Annotated in this window: 12 protein-coding genes; 4 read left to right on the top strand and 8 right to left on the bottom strand. The window is 70.7% G+C overall.

The features are described 5' to 3' along the window. The first annotated feature begins 125 nt into the window (after positions 1-125). Complete coding sequence (locus ACZ45E_RS35570; protein WP_468229336.1) at positions 126-2,660, top strand: ATP-dependent Clp protease ATP-binding subunit; 2,535 nt, start codon at positions 126-128, stop codon at positions 2,658-2,660. 101 nt (positions 2,661-2,761) lie between these two features. On the opposite strand, the gene ACZ45E_RS35565 is transcribed toward ACZ45E_RS35570, so the two are convergent. After that, the gene (locus ACZ45E_RS35565; protein WP_468229333.1) at positions 2,762-5,776 is read right to left on the bottom strand and encodes an NACHT domain-containing protein; all 3,015 of its coding nucleotides are present in this window, start codon (positions 5,774-5,776) and stop codon (positions 2,762-2,764) included. A gap of 482 nt (positions 5,777-6,258) precedes the next feature. On the opposite strand from ACZ45E_RS35565, the gene ACZ45E_RS35560 reads away from it, so the two are divergent. Continuing rightward, positions 6,259-6,912: a M23 family metallopeptidase gene (locus tag ACZ45E_RS35560; RefSeq protein WP_468229331.1), complete on the top strand. Its 654-nt coding sequence runs from the start codon at positions 6,259-6,261 to the stop codon at positions 6,910-6,912. 12 nt (positions 6,913-6,924) lie between these two features. Here the strand turns inward: ACZ45E_RS35560 and ACZ45E_RS35555 are convergent, their stop codons facing one another. Beyond that, a complete protein-coding gene (locus tag ACZ45E_RS35555) occupies positions 6,925-7,509 on the bottom strand; it encodes a TetR/AcrR family transcriptional regulator (RefSeq protein ID WP_468229483.1) in 585 nt (194 codons plus the stop codon). Positions 7,510-7,672: 163 nt separating this feature from the next. Here ACZ45E_RS35555 and ACZ45E_RS35550 point away from each other — a divergent pair, with 163 nt between their 5' ends. After that, on the top strand, positions 7,673-9,292 hold the full coding sequence (locus ACZ45E_RS35550) for an MDR family MFS transporter (RefSeq protein WP_468229329.1): 1,620 nt from the start codon (positions 7,673-7,675) through the stop codon (positions 9,290-9,292). A gap of 377 nt (positions 9,293-9,669) precedes the next feature. Here the strand turns inward: ACZ45E_RS35550 and ACZ45E_RS35545 are convergent, their stop codons facing one another. Further along, positions 9,670-10,443 carry an SDR family oxidoreductase gene (locus ACZ45E_RS35545; protein WP_468229326.1) on the bottom strand — a complete coding sequence of 258 codons (774 nt, stop codon included), beginning with the start codon at positions 10,441-10,443 and terminating at the stop codon, positions 9,670-9,672. Between the two features lie 154 nt (positions 10,444-10,597). Here ACZ45E_RS35545 and ACZ45E_RS35540 point away from each other — a divergent pair, with 154 nt between their 5' ends. Next, the gene (locus ACZ45E_RS35540; RefSeq protein WP_468229323.1) at positions 10,598-11,194 is read left to right on the top strand and encodes a TetR/AcrR family transcriptional regulator; all 597 of its coding nucleotides are present in this window, start codon (positions 10,598-10,600) and stop codon (positions 11,192-11,194) included. Positions 11,195-11,218: 24 nt separating this feature from the next. Here the strand turns inward: ACZ45E_RS35540 and cseC are convergent, their stop codons facing one another. The 5 genes from cseC to ACZ45E_RS35515 all read right to left on the bottom strand — a co-directional run bounded on the left by cseC (position 11,219) and on the right by ACZ45E_RS35515 (position 15,897). Further along, positions 11,219-12,658, bottom strand: coding sequence for a two-component system sensor histidine kinase CseC (gene cseC, locus ACZ45E_RS35535; RefSeq protein ID WP_468229480.1), 1,440 nt, complete (start codon positions 12,656-12,658; stop codon positions 11,219-11,221). A gap of 102 nt (positions 12,659-12,760) precedes the next feature. Then, on the bottom strand, positions 12,761-13,489 hold the full coding sequence (cseB, locus tag ACZ45E_RS35530; protein ID WP_468229477.1) for a two-component system response regulator CseB: 729 nt from the start codon (positions 13,487-13,489) through the stop codon (positions 12,761-12,763). Between the two features lie 104 nt (positions 13,490-13,593). Continuing rightward, the gene (locus ACZ45E_RS35525; protein WP_468229321.1) at positions 13,594-14,271 is read right to left on the bottom strand and encodes a hypothetical protein; all 678 of its coding nucleotides are present in this window, start codon (positions 14,269-14,271) and stop codon (positions 13,594-13,596) included. Further along, positions 14,259-14,810 carry a SigE family RNA polymerase sigma factor gene (locus tag ACZ45E_RS35520; protein WP_468229318.1) on the bottom strand — a complete coding sequence of 184 codons (552 nt, stop codon included), beginning with the start codon at positions 14,808-14,810 and terminating at the stop codon, positions 14,259-14,261. The genes ACZ45E_RS35525 and ACZ45E_RS35520 overlap by 13 nt, the downstream gene beginning before the upstream one ends. 175 nt (positions 14,811-14,985) lie before the next feature. Then, entirely contained in the window at positions 14,986-15,897 is a 912-nt protein-coding gene (locus tag ACZ45E_RS35515; protein ID WP_468229315.1) for an HhH-GPD family protein, read from the bottom strand. Positions 15,898-16,234: the final 337 nt, after the last annotated feature.

The following is a 16,234-nucleotide window of genomic DNA, read 5'->3' as shown; positions in this document are numbered from 1 at the left end:
GTCGAGGAAGGGGTCCGGGTGTCGGCAGTTGGAATGAGCGGTCCCCGCTTGCGGGACTAAGCTGCGGAAGGACAGGGAGGGGACCGACCCCTTTACTGCCTGACCGCTCTGAGGAGCGATTAACGATGTTCGAGAGGTTCACCGACCGCGCGCGGCGGGTTGTCGTCCTGGCTCAGGAAGAAGCCCGGATGCTCAACCACAACTACATCGGCACCGAGCACATCCTCCTGGGCTTGATCCACGAGGGCGAGGGTGTCGCCGCTAAGGCCCTGGAGAGCCTCGGGATTTCGCTCGAGGCGGTCCGCCAGCAGGTGGAGGAGATCATCGGTCAGGGCCAGCAGGCCCCGTCCGGGCACATCCCCTTCACCCCCCGTGCCAAGAAGGTCCTGGAGCTGTCGCTCCGCGAGGCCCTTCAGCTGGGCCACAACTACATCGGCACGGAGCACATCCTGCTCGGCCTGATCCGCGAGGGCGAGGGCGTCGCCGCCCAGGTCCTCGTCAAGCTGGGCGCCGACCTCAACCGGGTGCGGCAGCAGGTCATCCAGCTGCTCTCCGGTTACCAGGGCAAGGAGACCGCCGGTGCCAGTGGCGGTCCTGCGGAGGGCACGCCCTCCACGTCCCTGGTGCTCGACCAGTTCGGCCGCAACCTGACGCAGGCCGCTCGTGAGTCCAAGCTCGACCCGGTCATCGGGCGCGAGAAGGAGATCGAGCGCGTCATGCAGGTCCTGTCGCGCCGTACCAAGAACAACCCGGTCCTGATCGGTGAGCCCGGCGTCGGCAAGACCGCCGTCGTCGAGGGCCTCGCCCAGGCCATCGTCAAGGGCGAGGTGCCCGAGACCCTCAAGGACAAGCACCTCTACACCCTCGACCTTGGTGCGCTGGTCGCCGGTTCCCGCTACCGCGGTGACTTCGAGGAGCGCCTGAAGAAGGTGCTCAAGGAGATCCGCACCCGCGGCGACATCATCCTGTTCATCGACGAGCTGCACACGCTGGTCGGTGCGGGTGCCGCCGAGGGCGCCATCGACGCCGCTTCGATCCTGAAGCCGATGCTGGCCCGTGGCGAGCTCCAGACCATCGGTGCCACCACGCTCGACGAGTACCGCAAGCACCTGGAGAAGGACGCGGCCCTCGAGCGCCGCTTCCAGCCCATCCAGGTCGCGGAGCCGTCGCTGCCGCACACCATCGAGATCCTCAAGGGTCTGCGCGACCGCTACGAGGCCCACCACCGTGTCTCGATCACGGACGAGGCCCTCGTGCAGGCGGCCACGCTGGCCGACCGGTACATCTCGGACCGCTTCCTGCCGGACAAGGCGATCGACCTGATCGACGAGGCCGGCTCCCGGATGCGCATCCGCCGGATGACCGCGCCGCCGGACCTCCGCGAGTTCGACGAGAAGATCGCGGGCGTGCGTCGCGACAAGGAGTCGGCGATCGACTCCCAGGACTTCGAGAAGGCAGCTTCTCTCCGCGACAAGGAGAAGCAGCTGCTCGCCGCGAAGGCCAAGCGCGAGAAGGAGTGGAAGGCCGGCGACATGGACGTCGTCGCCGAGGTGGACGGCGAGCTGATCGCCGAGGTCCTCGCGACCGCCACCGGCATTCCCGTCTTCAAGCTGACCGAGGAGGAGTCCTCGCGTCTGCTGCGCATGGAGGACGAGCTCCACAAGCGGGTCATCGGCCAGAAGGACGCCGTCAAGGCGCTCTCGAAGGCGATCCGTCGTACGCGTGCCGGTCTGAAGGACCCGAAGCGTCCGGGTGGTTCGTTCATCTTCGCCGGTCCGTCCGGTGTCGGTAAGACCGAGCTGTCCAAGGCGCTCGCCGAGTTCCTCTTCGGTGACGAGGACGCGCTGATCTCCCTCGACATGTCGGAGTTCAGCGAGAAGCACACGGTCTCGCGTCTCTTCGGTTCGCCCCCCGGCTACGTGGGCTACGAAGAGGGCGGCCAGCTGACCGAGAAGGTCCGTCGCAAGCCGTTCTCCGTCGTCCTCTTCGACGAGGTGGAGAAGGCCCACCCGGACATCTTCAACTCGCTGCTGCAGATCCTGGAGGACGGTCGCCTGACCGACTCCCAGGGCCGCGTCGTGGACTTCAAGAACACGGTCATCATCATGACGACCAACCTTGGAACCCGTGACATCAGCAAGGGCTTCAACCTGGGCTTCGCCGCCACGGGTGACACGAAGTCCAACTACGAGCGCATGAAGAACAAGGTCTCGGACGAGCTCAAGCAGCACTTCCGCCCCGAGTTCCTCAACCGTGTCGACGACGTCGTCGTCTTCCCGCAGCTCACGCAGGACGACATCCTGCAGATCGTCGACCTGATGGTCGGCAAGGTGGACGAGCGCCTCAAGGACCGCGACATGGGCCTCGAGCTCTCGCAGTCCGCCAAGGAGCTCCTCTCCAAGAAGGGTTACGACCCGGTGCTGGGTGCGCGTCCGCTGCGTCGCACCATCCAGCGCGAGGTCGAGGACACCCTCTCGGAGAAGATCCTCTTCGGCGAGCTGCGTCCGGGCCACATCGTGGTCGTCGACACGGAGGGCGAGGGCGAGGCCAAGGCCTTCACCTTCCGCGGTGAGGAGAAGTCGGCACTGCCCGACGTCCCGCCGATCGAGGACGCGGCCGCGGGTGGTTCCGCGGGGCCGAATCTGAGCAAGGAGGCGTAACCCCTCCGGGGTGAGCCACTGAGGGGCCGTCCCGGGCCGGTGTCTGACACCGGCCCGGGACGGCCCCTTCGCCATGCCCGCCGGGCGCCGCGAGCCCGGTGTCAGAGCCCCTGGAAGGTCAGCTCGGCGCCGGGGAAGAGCGCGGCGTACGCGGCCGGGTCCTGGACCGCCGAGGCGCCCGGGAAGATCTCGACGGAGCGCAGCGCCGGGAAGAGCGGGGCGTGGTCCGTGAACTGGCCGGGGCCGCCGGGGAGGTGCAGACCGAGCCGTGTGATGCGCGGCAGTTCCGGCAGCGGCGCCGCGGGGAGGATGGCGCCGTCGAGGAAGAGCCCGGTGAGCCACGGGTGGTCGGCGAGGTCCTCCCAGTCCTCGGCGGTGAGACGGCCCAGGCCGGCGCTCAGGCTGAGGAAGGTGAGGCCGGACAGGACCGGCAGTCCGCGCAGACCGGTGTGGGTCACCGCGCCCCGGGTCAGATAGAGGGACCGCAGACGGTCCGAGAAGGGCAGCTCGTCGGTGAGCGCGGCGCCGGACAGGGCGTGGCCGACCGTGAGCGAGGAGAGCCGCTTCAGCGTCGACAGGCCGCGGGTGCCGGGCATGTCGACGACGCCGAGGTACTCCAGGTCGAGGCCGGAGAGCGGTGCGAGGTCGGTGATGTGCGGGCAGCGGCGCAGCATGAGGGAGCGTAGGGCGGGCAGCTCCCGCAGCGGCCGCAGGTCGTCCACGGCGGGGTTGTCGGCGAGGGCGAGGGCCTCCAGCCGCTCCGGCTCCGTACCGGCGAAGATCTCCTCCCACCCGAAGGAACCCGCGAGGTCGAGACGCCGCCACGGCGCCATGGTCCGGGCCGCCTCCCACTGTTCGCGGTTCCGTACGGTCAGGTCCAGCTTGTCGCGTTCGACGTGGCTCAGGACCTCATCGGCGTACTCCCGGGCGGGGAACCGGTGCCATGTCCCCACCAGCTGGCGCCGCACCTGGAGCGACGGGTGCTCCCGGTACTTCTTCAGGACCGGCAGCGAGCCCTCCTCGCCGAGCAGCGAGGCCGTCACGACCACCGCGTGCGCCTCGTCGGCGGTCAGACCCACCGGCCCGGGCAGGAGCTCCAGGACGAGACGGCCCGCCTGGGCCAGCCGCTCTGCCTCCGGTTGGGTGCGCGGCGGGATCAGCCCCGCGGCCCGCTGCCGGACCTCCTCCGCGACCTCCTGGTCGACCGACGCGGCGTCCTGGAGGCAGGCCAGCGCGAGCAGCGTCATGCGCGGCGCGTCCGCGGCGAGCAGCCCGCGCAGCAGCCGCCCGCGCTCCCGGGTGCGGGCGTGGGCGACGGCCATCCGCAGCACGTCCTCCCACTGGGTGTCGTCGGCGCGGCCGAGCAGGACGTCGAAGTGGCCCTCCTCGACGGCGTACCGGGCGGCGAGATGGTCGAGGAAGGTGCGGTGCGCGAAGTCGACGACCCCGGGCGCCGGGCTGCGCAGGACGCCGCTGCGCAGCAGGAGATGGCGCAGGATCGCGGCCGCGTCGCCTTGTGCGGCGGCCGCCGGGACGGAGGGCAGCGCGCGGTCGAGGAGGGAGAGGGCGGTTTCCTCGTCCATCTCGCTGCGGCCCGCGAGGACGAGGGCGTAGGCGAGGCGCTGGAGGAGTTCGACCTGGTCCTCGGTCTCCAGGTCGATGCCGTCGAGGCCGCCCATGCCGCGCTGCCGGTCGCGCTCGGTGAGGATCATCTGCAGCGCGGCGTCGTACAGGGCTTTGCGGCGCGGCGGGAGGTAGCCGCGCCTCGCCCGGTGCAGGGCGCAGATCAGGCCGCACATCAGGGGGTTGGCGGCGAGCCGGGCGAGATCGGGTTTGGCGCGCAGGGCGTCGAGGAGGGGTTCCTCGTGCTCGGGGGCGCCGGCGGCGGTGTGCCAGCGGCGGACGAAGGTGGTGACGCGGGGCGCGTCCATGGGGGCGAGGGCGAGTTCGGTGAAGCCGTCGTCGGCCAGCCACTGGGGGCGGACGGCGGTGGGACGGGCGGTGAGCAGCCAGCGGTTGCCGGGGTAGCCGCGTACGAGGGCGAGGAGCCAGTCGCGTACGCGGGGGCGGTCGGCGGCGGGCACCTCGTCGAGTCCGTCGACCATGACGAGGGCGCGGCCGTCGGTCAGGACGCGCTCGGCCCAGCCGTCGGGAGGCGTGTGCGGGCAGTCCGTGCCGGTCAGGAAGTCGGCGGGGGAGGGCAGCCGGACGGCGCGGACGAGGCTGCGCAGGGGCAGGACGCAGGGGACACGGTCCTCGGTCGTGGTCGCCAGCCACTGGATCAGGGTGGTCTTTCCGGAGCCGGCCCCGCCGCGCAGCAGGACGCGGTCGTGGGCCGCGAGCGCGTCGGCGGCCGGGAGGCGCACGGTGATCGTGGCCGGTTCGGGGGAGCCGGGGCCGAGCGGGGCGTCCTCCGGGGCGGTCGCTTCGAGGTCGAGGTAGGCGAGGTCGAGCGGCCAGGTGTCGGCGGTGTCGCGCGCGTCGAGCCCGAAGATCGTCAGTCGGTTGTGGCGCAGGGCCAGATAGCGCCGGTAGCGCTCCTCGAACGCCCGGTCCGCGGCGCTGCCCGGGGCCCGGGCGAGGAGGGCGTCCAGTTTGGCGATCGTCTGCGCCTGTCCTCTGCTCTGTTCGACCAGGGTGCGGGCCACGAAGGTCGACCGCTGCGTGAAGAAGTGCAGGATGTGCAGGCACGCCCACTCGGTGAGGGAGTCGAGGAAGTACGCCGCGTCCGTGGACAGGTCCGGTGCGGGGGCCGTGGTGCGCAGAGTGCGGGCCAGCTCGCGGTGGCCGAGCCGGACCGCCTGTACGTCGTCCATGCCCAGGTCGCCGAGGGAGCGCAGGGTCCGGGCGAGGGCGAGGACGACCGCTTCGCCCTCGTCGTACGGGAACGGGGGCTCGCCGGGGCCGTCGAGGGCGGCGGTGACGAGCTTCCTGGCCAGGCGTTCGACGTCCTGCTCGGTCAGGGTCCGCTTCTCGCCCTTGAAGGAGACCAGCCCCGAGATGCGTACGGGCCGGTCGGTGAGGCCCGCGCCGGGGCCCTCCTGGACGAGCAGTTTCCTGAGCGCCGGGACGATCAGACTCGATGCCAGACGGGTGCCGAGGACAGCGGGATCCATAGCCCGGGAGCGTAGCCCCGATCACACTCGGCGGGGACTGGATCTTGACCGCCGGTGACAAGCCGCACAGGCGATTTGTCCGGTACTACCGGAAATAGTGGGACGTTGACCTCATGGGGTGGCTGTTACGCCATCGATGGCGGCCGTTGTTTTGTCCCTTTTAGGAACAAAGGGGCCAATGCGGGGGGCCTGGCTAGAGATCAGGTGCGCCAAGTGGGCCTAAACCATGAATCGGCGGATAAATCCGGCACTTCGGGTGGGGGTGGAGAGGGGTGTCAAGAGATCGCCGTCACCCCGCCCCGGTACGAGGCCGCGTAGTAGTTCGGCCCTTTGAGTCGGGGCCCCGGTGGGGGTTACCAAGGGATGGCCGACCCGGCGACACGAGGACGTGAGCCGGGTCCCTTCACGCCCACCGGAGTCCGTTCAGGTTCCAGGAGGGCGACCGGACCCGAATGTCCCCGAAGCTCGAAGAGGTCTCCCGCATGTCGAAGCGCACCATGTCCCACCGCCCCGCCACGTCGATCCTCCGCAAGCGCGCCGCCGTCGTGGCCGCCGGATTCGGAGTCTCCGCCGCGCTGGGCACCGGGGCCGCGCTCGCCGCCGACTCCGCTCAGGGCGCGCTGCCGGGCGTGTCCGCCGCTTCCATCGAGGCGCAGGCCACCGCCCAGGCGAAGGCCGCCTCCAACGCCCACGAGGCCGCCGCGAAGAAGGCCGCCTCCTGGATCGACCCGGTCAAGAACTACACGCTCTCCGCGGGCTACGCCCAGGGCGGCAGCATGTGGGCCACCGGCAAGCACTCCGGCCAGGACTTCGCCGTGCCGATCGGCACCAACGTCATGGCCGTGCACGGCGGCACCGTCGTCAAGACCGGCGGCAACGGCGCCGGTGACGGCCCCGCCTACGGCAACGCCGTCGTGATCAAGCACGGCAACGGCACGTACTCGCAGTACGCGCACCTGTCCCGGGTCGACGTCCACGTCGGCCAGACCGTCTCCACGGGCCAGCACATCGCGCAGTCCGGCAACACCGGCAACTCCAGCGGCCCGCACGTGCACTTCGAGATCCGCACCACGCCGAACTACGGCTCCGCGGTGAACCCCGTGAACTTCATGCACTCCAAGGGCGTGCACGTCTGATCCACCGGGAGCTCAGCTCCGGTGGGCCTGGGTGACCAGGTCCGTGGCGACCTCGAGGATGGCCTTGCGCTTCTCCTCCAGGTCGCCTTCGACGTCCTTGAGGACGAACATCCCCGCGTGCATGGAGAACAGGGCGCTGAAGCAGCGGACCCGGTTGGTCAGGGTGACGTCCTCGGGCAGCAGGTGATCAAGGAGGTCCTTCATCCGGTCCTTGAAGTTCTCGCCGATGCTCAGCTCGCGCATCGTCGCCTGGTTCTCCTGCATGAAGCGGAAGAGCGGGGCCGCGTTGGTCAGCGCGACGCCGTAACGGGTGAGGATCTCCCGCTTGGTCTCCAGGGTCGACGGCTGCCCCTTCGCCCAGGCGATCAGCTCGTCGATCGGGGTCATCAGATCGTCGAAGAGGCTGACGACGATGTCTTCCTTGGTCTTGAAGTGGTAGTAGAGCGCGGCCTTGGTCACGCCCAGGCGCTCGGCGATCTCCCGGAGCGAGGTCTTCTCGTACCCCTGTTCCGCGATGAGTTCGAGGGCCACGTCCTGAATGCGCTGACGGGTGTCCCCACGCCGTTGCTGCGGCTTGCTGCTGCTGCCCGTGACCATCGCGTGCCTCTCGTGCTCCTTGTGTTCTCTCAAGATTAGGTTCTCTTGGGAAAAACTTACTTGACGCCCGGCTAGTTGGCGGCCTACCTTCACCATCGTAGGTAACTAGCCGGGCGTCAAGTAAGTCCGGGTGACACATCCGTTCCTGGGGGAGCTGGGGATCATGGCGAAAGCAGCGATACACGACAAAGAGCAGGCGAAGCAGCCACGAAGCGTGCGCGTCGTGCTGATGGCGCTGATGATCGCCATGCTGCTCGCCATGCTCGACAACATGATCGTCGGCACCGCGATGCCGACGATCGTCGGCGAGCTCGGCGGACTCGACCACCTCTCCTGGGTGGTCACCGCCTACACGCTCGCCACCGCCGCCTCGACCCCCATCTGGGGCAAGGTCGGTGACATGTACGGCAGGAAGGGCGCCTTCCTGACCTCCATCGTCATCTTCCTGGTCGGCTCCGTGCTCAGCGGCATGGCGCAGGACATGGGCCAGCTGATCGGCTTCCGGGCCGTCCAGGGCCTCGGCGCCGGCGGTCTGATGGTCGGCGTCATGGCCATCATCGGCGACCTGATCCCGCCCCGGGAGCGCGGCAAGTACCAGGGCATGATGGCCGGCGTCATGGCGCTCGCCATGATCGGCGGACCGCTGGTCGGCGGCACCATCACCGACCACCTGGGCTGGCGCTGGGCCTTCTACATCAACCTGCCGATCGGCGCCGCCGCGCTCATCATGATCACCGTCGTGCTCCACCTGCCGAAGAAACGCTCCTCGGGCAAGATCGACTACCTGGGCGCGGCCCTGCTCACCATCGGCATCACCTCGATCGTGCTCGTCACGACCTGGGGCGGCTCCGAGTATGCCTGGAACTCCGCCGTGATCATGGAGCTCATCGGGATCGGCATCGCCGCGCTCGTCGGGTTCGTGTTCTCGCAGACCAGGGCCGCCGAGCCGATCGTGCCGCTGCACATCTTCCGCAGCCGCAACTTCACGCTGATGTCCCTGATCGGCTTCATCACCGGCTTCGTGATGTTCGGCGCGGTGCTCTTCCTGCCGCTGTACCAGCAGGCCGTACAGGGCGCGTCCGCGACCAACTCCGGTCTGCTGCTCCTGCCGATGCTGCTGTCGATGATGGTCGTCTCGCTGGTCGCGGGCCGCGTCACCACGAACACCGGCAAGTACAAGGTCTTCCCGATCGCCGGCAGCGTGCTGATGGTCGCCGGGCTGTTCCTGCTGGCGCAGATGGACACCGGCACCTCGCGCCTCACCTCGGGCCTGTACATGGCCGTGCTCGGCGCCGGCATGGGCTGCCTGATGCAGATCACGATGCTGGTCGCGCAGAACAGCGTGGAGATGAAGGACATGGGCGTCGCGTCCTCGTCCACCACGCTCTTCCGCACCCTCGGCTCGTCGTTCGGCGTGGCCATCATGGGCGCGCTGTTCAACAACAAGGTGCAGGACATCATGGCCGCGAAGGCCGGGGCGCTCGGCGGGAAGGTCACCGAGCAGTCGGCGCAGCTGGACGCGGCGAGCCTGGCGAAGCTGCCCGTCCCGGCCCGCGAGGCCTACCAGTACGCGGTCTCGTCCGGCACGCACTCGGCGTTCCTGCTCGGTTCCATCGTGGCGGTCGGCGCGATGATCGCGGCCTGGTTCGTGAAGGAGGTCGCGCTGCGCGGCGCCGGTCCGCAGCAGCCCGCCGACGGCGAGCCCGCCGACAACGAGCCGGTCGAGGGTGGTGCGGCTGGGGACGCCGCGCGGGGCGGCAGGACGGTGGCAGAGTCCGTCTGAGCGGACCGCCCCCTCATCCCCCTCGGCTGTACCGGCCCCGGCGCTTCGGCGCCGGGGCCGCTTTCGCTTTTTCGTGGGGAGGCGGCTCTGTTCGGGGCGGTCGCGTTTGGGGTGACGGGAGGCCGCTCTGTTCGGGTCGGTCGTCCGGGGGGACGGGAGGCGGCCCTGTGCGGGTCGGTCGCGCGGGGTGGCGGGCCCGGGAGGCGGTCACGCGGCGATCACGCGGCGAGAGTGGCCGGATGGCTGCCGCTCGGGGTGCCGGGTCCGGGAGGCGGTCGCGCGGCGAGAGCGGCCGGATGGATGGCTGCCGCTCGGGGTGCCGGGTCCGGGAGGCGGTCGCGCGGCGAGAGCGGCCGGATGGATGGCTGCCGCTCGGCTCAGCGGCCGGTCGCCAGGTTCGCCCCGCCGGTGCAGTCCAGGACCATGCCGGTGATGAACCCGTTGGTGGCGACCGAGGTGACCGCCGCCGCCACCTCCTCGGCGGTACCGACGCGGCCGACGGGGGTCGTCGCCGCGAGCCCCGCGAACAGCTCCTTGCGCTGCTCCTCCGGTACGCGGTCCCACCACGGGGTGTCGATGACGCCGGGGGAGACGGCGTTGACCCGGCGCGGGGCGAGTTCGACGGCGAGCGGGGGGACCATCGATTCCAGCGCGCCGTTGATCGCGGCCAGGCCCGAGGTGCCGGGGAAGGCGGCGCGGGCGGAGGCGGCCGTGATGAAGGTGACCGACGCGCGCTCGGTCAGGCGCCCCAACGCCGCCTGGAGGATCCGCAACTGGGGCCAGAACTTGGCGTCGAAGCCGTGCGCCAGTTCGGCGAGGTCGAGCTCGGCGAAGGCGCCGCTGCCCGCGGCCCCGCTCACCGCGATGACCAGGTGATCGATGGGCGCGGTGGTGGAGAAGAAGGCGTCGATGTCGGCCTGGTCGGTGGCGTCCATGCGGTACGTGGACGTCTTGCCGCCGATCCGGCCGGCCGCGTCGGCGAGCCGCTTCTCGTCGCGGCCGGTGATCGTGACCTCGGCGCCGCTCCGGGCGAAGAGCGCGGCGGTGGCCTCACCGATCCCGGAGCTGCCGCCCATGACGACCGTGTGGGCGGTGGCGGTGATGGGGGTGATGGGGGTGATGGGGGTGGTGGAGGGTGTCGCAGAAGTCATGGTGCCCCTGTCCTCGGTCCTCTGTCCTCGGTCCTCTGTCCTCGGTTCTCGTAGCCCGTGGGCCAAAATATTGACGAGACTAGCGGTCTCGGTAAAGTAAGTGTTGCCGAGACCACCGGTCTCGTCAAGGCGCAATGGCACGAAGGGGTACCGCATGAACGAGACGACCCACGGGGAACAGCGGCCCCACACCGGCCGCCGCCGCAACGAGGAAGCGCGCCGAGCCGTACTCGATGCCGCCCTGCGGCTGCTCGCGAACGCGGACGGAGCGCCGGTCGGCGTGGACGCCATCGCACGGGAGGCCGGGGTCGGCAAGCAGACGCTCTACCGCTGGTGGCCCTCGAAGGGCGCGGTCCTGCTCGACGCGCTCACGGACCGCGCCGAACAGCAGGTGCCCGCCCCGGAGCCCGGATCACTCCGCGACGAACTGCGGTCGATGGTCGCCGCCATGTTCGAGGGCGCACAGTCGGCGCCGGTCGGACCCGCGCTGCGGACGCTGGCGCGGGAAGCCGCCCGGGACCCGCACCTCGCCGACCTGATGCGGGAGTTCACTCAGGCGCGCAGGGTGGTCCTGCGCGAGGTGCTCGCCCGCGGCCAGAAGCGCGGGGAACTGGCCGCGGACCGGGACCTCGACCTGATGGTGGACCAGGTGTACGGCGTCTTCTGGTACCGCTTCCTGCTCGGGCACGCCCCCCTGGGCGAACGCGAGGCGATCGAACTCGCGGATTCCCTGGTACGGCAGGCGAGTTGACGCGCCGACCCTACCGCCGCGGGGTCACTTGCGGCTGTCGGGCAGGCGCAGCATCGGGAAGCTCCCGGTGTTCGTCGGCGCGTGCTCGGGCAGCCACAGCACCGCCACGGCACCCTCCGCCGGGGTGTCGGGTCCGGCCCCCGGCGGGCGTACGTTGCGGAAGGTGAGGCGGGCGCCGAGGACCTGGGCCTGGCCCGCCGCGATGGTCAGACCGAGACCGTGACCGTGGCCCGCACGGTCGGCGGCGCCGGTACGGAACCGGCTCGGGCCCTCCTCCAGCAACTCCTCCGGGAACCCGGGCCCGTGGTCGCGGACCCGGATGACGCGGCCCTCGACACTGACCTCTATGGGCGGCCGGGCGTGCTTGGCCGCGTTCGCCAGGAGGTTGAACAGGATGCGCTCAAGGCGGCGCGGGTCCGTCGTCACCTCGGACTCGTGGATCACCCGGACGGAGACACCGTCGGCGGCGCGGGTGGCCATCCGGCGCTCCACGAACTCGCCCAGCATCAGATCCTGAAGCTCGGCCCGCTCGGCGGCGCTGTCGAGACGGGCCACTTCGAGCACGTCCTCGACGAGCGTCCGCATGGCCTGGGCGCGGTCCTTCACCAGCTCGCTCGGCCGGCCCTCGGGCAGCAGCTCGGCGGCGGTGAGCAGGCCGGTGACCGGGGTACGCAGCTCGTGCGCGATGTCCGCGGTGACCCGGCGCTCGGCCTCGAGCCGCTGCTGCAACGCGTCGGCCATCGCGTCGACGGCCAGCGCGAGATCGTCGGTCTCGTCGCGCACGACACCGCCGATGGCCTCCCGCACGCGGACGTCGGTGCCGCCCCGGGCGACCTCGCGGGCCGCGCCGGCCGCCTTGCGCAGGCGGCGCGAGAGCTGGCCGCCGATGAGCACGCCGAGCGCGCTGCCGCCGAAGACCACCGAGATGGAGCCGATGATCAGGGCCTGGTCGAGGTCCTTCATGACGGTGGCGCTGCGGTCGGTGAAGCGGGTGTGCACCGAGAGCAGGTCACCGTTGCCGAGCGGAACCGCGGCCCAGATGTCGGGCACACCGTTGGACGGCTCGGAGACGTAGGTGGCGCGCCGGCCGGAGAGCGCCTTGGCGCGCAGCTCACGCGGCAGGTCCGGGTCGTTGACCTTGAACCCGACGGGCAGATTGCCGCCACGCGCCTCGAACTGACGCTGCACGAACTGGATCCGCTCGTCCTGGACGTCACGCGCGTTGTCCAGCATCGAGACGCGGGCCGCGTTGTGCACCACGAGGCTCAGTGCCAGGGCGACGAGCGCGCCGACCAGCGCGATGGCCACGCTGATCTTCCACCGCACCCCGGACCGCAGATTGCGCCGCAGCCGCCGGGGCAGGAGCGTGCGCAGAGTGGCGCGGGAGCGCGGCCCGCCGGGCGGGGCGACCGTGTCCGCGCCGGGAGCCGGGGGCGCGTCGGCCGCGCGGAGCGCCCTGCCCACCGGGGCGCGGCCGGCCGCACCGGGCAGGCCCGTGGTGCCGATCGGCTCGCGCGGCTGCGGAGTGTCCGCCGTCCCCCTCATATCCGGTTCCCCATCAGCCCGTCAGGCCTTCAGTTTGTAGCCGAAGCCACGGACCGTCTCGATGCGGTCCTGGCCGATCTTCGTACGCAGTCGCTGGACATGGACGTCGACGACGCGGGTATCCCCGCCCCAGCCGTAGTCCCAGACACGCTCCAGGAGCTTGTCGCGGGAGAGGACGGTGCCGGGCGCCGAGGAGAACTCCAGGAGCAGCCGCATCTCGGTCGGGGTCAGCGCCACCGTGGCACCGTCCTTCCTGACCTCCATGCCCTCCGTGTCGATCTCCAGATCGCCGAAGTGCAGGACGCCACCGCCCGGAGCGGCCGCCTCCTCCGCGCCGCCGGAACCGGCCGCCGACGGGCCGCCCGCATGCCCGAAGCGGCGCAGCACGGCGCGGATCCGGGCCACCAGCACGGCGCCATCGAACGGCTTGGTCACGTAGTCGTCCGCGCCGGCCTCCAGGCCGAGCACGACATCGATGGAGTCCGCGCGCGCGGAGAGCATGATCACCGGGACCGTCGACTCGTCCCGGATACGGCGGCACAGGGAGACCCCGTCGAGCCCCGGCACCATGACGTCGAGCAGGGCGATGTCCGGCCGGTCCGCGCGGAACGCCGCCAGGCCCGCGAGCCCGTCGGGCATGGCGGTCACCGCGAAACCGTCCCGCTCCAGGGCGAGCTGGGTGGCCTCGCGGATGACATCGTCGTCCTCGACGAAGAGCACGTGGGTCTGCTCCCCCTTGCGCTCGCCCATGGCGCCCATGCGATCTCCATCCGCTCTCTCGAACTCAGTGCGTGTACTCAGCCGCTACCGGCGCCCGGCCCGCACCCCTACCCGTATCAGCCCCGGTAGGGAGCTCAGCCGTCCTCCGCGGGGGTGGGGGACTCCCCGTCCACCGCATGGCTGTAGTCGTTGTGCGTGCGACTCTGCGGGGCGAAGTGGTCCCCGCTCCAGCGGTACGTGAGGATCTCCTCGCCCGACGGGGACGCGACCGAGTCGCCCTTCTCGTACACCTGCTTGGTGACCACCAGATCACCCCGGTCTATCTCCGCGTAGACCGGGGGCTCCTCGGCCTGGAACACGTTTTGATAGTCCCCGCCCTCGTCCCGGTACACATACGTCCCGATCCCGACGGCGTCACCGCAGGTCATCACATTGACCACGACATCGTTCGACACACCGCCGGTCAGCTTCCCGTAGCTCACGTCGACCGGGTACTCGTTCGCCACACACGGCTTGAGGTCGCGCTTGATGTCCGCGCTGACCTTGGGGTCCTTCTTCACCAGACGTACGGCGTCGACCGACTTCGGGATTTTGGACGGCGAGGCCGGAGCGGAGGCGGCGGGCTCGGTCGAGCCGACCGGATCCGTCCGGGCGGGACCCTCGTCCCGAGCCCCGGTACCACCGGCCGAACAAGCCGCGAGGGCCCCTACGAAAACCCCGACGGCGGCGAGCCCGGCGATCGCCGATCTCCCCGCCTTCAGGACTCTCAGGGCCCTACGGATCCGAGAGGCACGTGTGCCTAGGCCGCGCAACGCTCCCGCTCCTCACGTTCGAGCGCGCAGGACACCAGCTCTTCGCGGTCACGGCTCTCCAGCTCCTCACGGAGCCGGGCGAGAGCCCGGTGCAGCGTGCTCTTCACGGTTCCGGCCGACATTCCGAGCGCGGCGGCCGTCTCCTCTGTGGACATCTGCTCCCAGTGTCGCAGCACCACGACACTGCGCTGCTTCGGTGCCAGCACCTTCATGATGTCCATCAGGAGCGCGCGGTCGGCGTGCTGCTCGGTCGAGTCGTCCACCACGGACTCGGGGAGCTGCTCGGTCGGCACCTCTTCCAGCTTCCGGGCACGCCACCACTCGGTCCGCGTGTTGATCATGACGCGCCGCAGGTAGGCGTCGGCCAGCCGCTTGTCCGCTATGCCGTCCCACCGTCCGTACGTCCGCACGAGCGCGGTCTGCAACAGATCCTGGGCATCCACGGGGTCCGGCACCAGACGCCGGGCGCTGCGCAGCAGGGCATCCTGCCGCGTCCTGACGTACTCCTCGAACTCGAGCACCTCGCCGCCGTGCGTCATGATCAACCGCCTCCCGCTTCCTGCCATCCCCGTGTGGCCGCACCGATCATGTGCGGTTCCGAGGAAGAAGCTACGGAGGTGTTGTCACGGCGTTGTCCATTCCAGCCTGCGACGAACGCACGGCTGCCCGTCGGTTGTGTAACGAACCTAAGAGACGCCTAAGGAGATGCCCGATTCACCCCACGGGAAGCCGATAGAGGCCACCCGCGAGCGGCTCCACCAGACCGTCCTCGACGAGGCCGTCCAGGGCCCGCGCGCGCTGCACCGGCTCGTGCCACACCGCGTCGAGCGCGCCCTGCGGCACCGGGGCCACGGCCTCCCGCAGCACGGCCAGCAACTTGCCGCGCACCTGACGATCAGTCCCCGCGTACGTCTGCCCGCGCCGCGGCGGCCCGTCGTGCGCGGGCTTCCCGGCCAGCCGCCACGCGCACATGGCCGCGATCGGGCACCGGTGGCACTCCTCGTTCTTCGCCGTGCACACCAGGGCGCCCAACTCCATGGAAGCGGCGGCCCACTTGGCGGCGACCTCGTCCTCCTCGGGCAACAACGCGCGCGCGAGCTTGCGCTCGGCCGCGGTGGTGGCGTTCGGCGGGTACTGCACTCCGGCGACGGCGCGGGCGAGGACGCGCCGCACATTGGTGTCGAGCACGGCGTGACGCTGCCCGTACGCGAACGAGACGACCGCGGCCGCCGTGTACTCGCCGATGCCGGGCAAGGCCAGCAGCTGGGCGTGTCCCGTGGGTACGTCGCCGCCGTGCCGTTCCGTTATGGCGACAGCGGCACCGTGCAGCCGCAGGGCACGCCGCGGATACCCGAGCCGCCCCCAGGCCCGTACGGCCTCGCCCGGGGCGTCCTTCGCGAGATCGGCGGGGCGCGGCCACCGGGCGAGCCACTGCTCGTACACGGGCAGAACCCGGCTCACCGGCGTCTGCTGGAGCATGAACTCGCTGACCATCACGCCCCACGGCCCAGCGTCGGGGCGCCGCCAGGGCAGGTCTCGGGCGTGGTCACCGAACCAGTCGATGACGGGTCCGTGAAGATCGGAGCGACCGGGGACGTTCTCGGGGGTCTTCGTGAGCGCAGTCATGGCACCCCCGATCCTGCCACGTAACCCCCCACACCCCGCCCCGACCCGCACCACCCAGCCCCCAAGCCAACCCCGGACGGCGGCCACCAACACGCCACGCGCGCGTACACCCGGAAGACGGTTTGGGCCCCCCGCGGAGACGAGGGACCGGAACCACCCACGAACGCGCACCCCGTCGCCGCCCCGCCACCACAAGGGGGGTCAGGCGCCCCCGGACCGGAACCACCCATGAACGTGCACCCGCGATCGGACGGGAGGGGCGGCGTCGGGGTGCCCCCGCAGGACTCCGCGGGAACCCAGCGCCGGATGACCCGCCTATGGCGTACAGCAGGCGCGG

The sequence above is a fragment of the Streptomyces sp. NPDC030991 genome, from assembly GCF_055571235.1.
The sequence above is the reverse complement of the archived record's forward strand: the minus strand, read 5'-3'. Positions and strand labels throughout refer to the sequence as shown.

What these genes read in the sequence shown, in the direction of transcription:
- cseB (WP_468229477.1), bottom strand. Translation starts at nt 13,489, where the DNA reads ATGGGCGAGCGCAAGGGGGAGCAGACCCACGTGCTCTTCGTCGAGGAC.
- ACZ45E_RS35540 (WP_468229323.1), top strand. Translation starts at nt 10,598, where the DNA reads ATGAACGAGACGACCCACGGGGAACAGCGGCCCCACACCGGCCGCCGC.
- ACZ45E_RS35555 (WP_468229483.1), bottom strand. Translation starts at nt 7,509, where the DNA reads ATGGTCACGGGCAGCAGCAGCAAGCCGCAGCAACGGCGTGGGGACACC.
- ACZ45E_RS35515 (WP_468229315.1), bottom strand. Translation starts at nt 15,897, where the DNA reads ATGACTGCGCTCACGAAGACCCCCGAGAACGTCCCCGGTCGCTCCGAT.
- ACZ45E_RS35570 (WP_468229336.1), top strand. Translation starts at nt 126, where the DNA reads ATGTTCGAGAGGTTCACCGACCGCGCGCGGCGGGTTGTCGTCCTGGCT.
- ACZ45E_RS35560 (WP_468229331.1), top strand. Translation starts at nt 6,259, where the DNA reads ATGTCGAAGCGCACCATGTCCCACCGCCCCGCCACGTCGATCCTCCGC.
- ACZ45E_RS35565 (WP_468229333.1), bottom strand. Translation starts at nt 5,776, where the DNA reads ATGGATCCCGCTGTCCTCGGCACCCGTCTGGCATCGAGTCTGATCGTC.
- ACZ45E_RS35545 (WP_468229326.1), bottom strand. Translation starts at nt 10,443, where the DNA reads ATGACTTCTGCGACACCCTCCACCACCCCCATCACCCCCATCACCCCC.
- ACZ45E_RS35520 (WP_468229318.1), bottom strand. Translation starts at nt 14,810, where the DNA reads ATGACGCACGGCGGCGAGGTGCTCGAGTTCGAGGAGTACGTCAGGACG.
- ACZ45E_RS35550 (WP_468229329.1), top strand. Translation starts at nt 7,673, where the DNA reads ATGGCGAAAGCAGCGATACACGACAAAGAGCAGGCGAAGCAGCCACGA.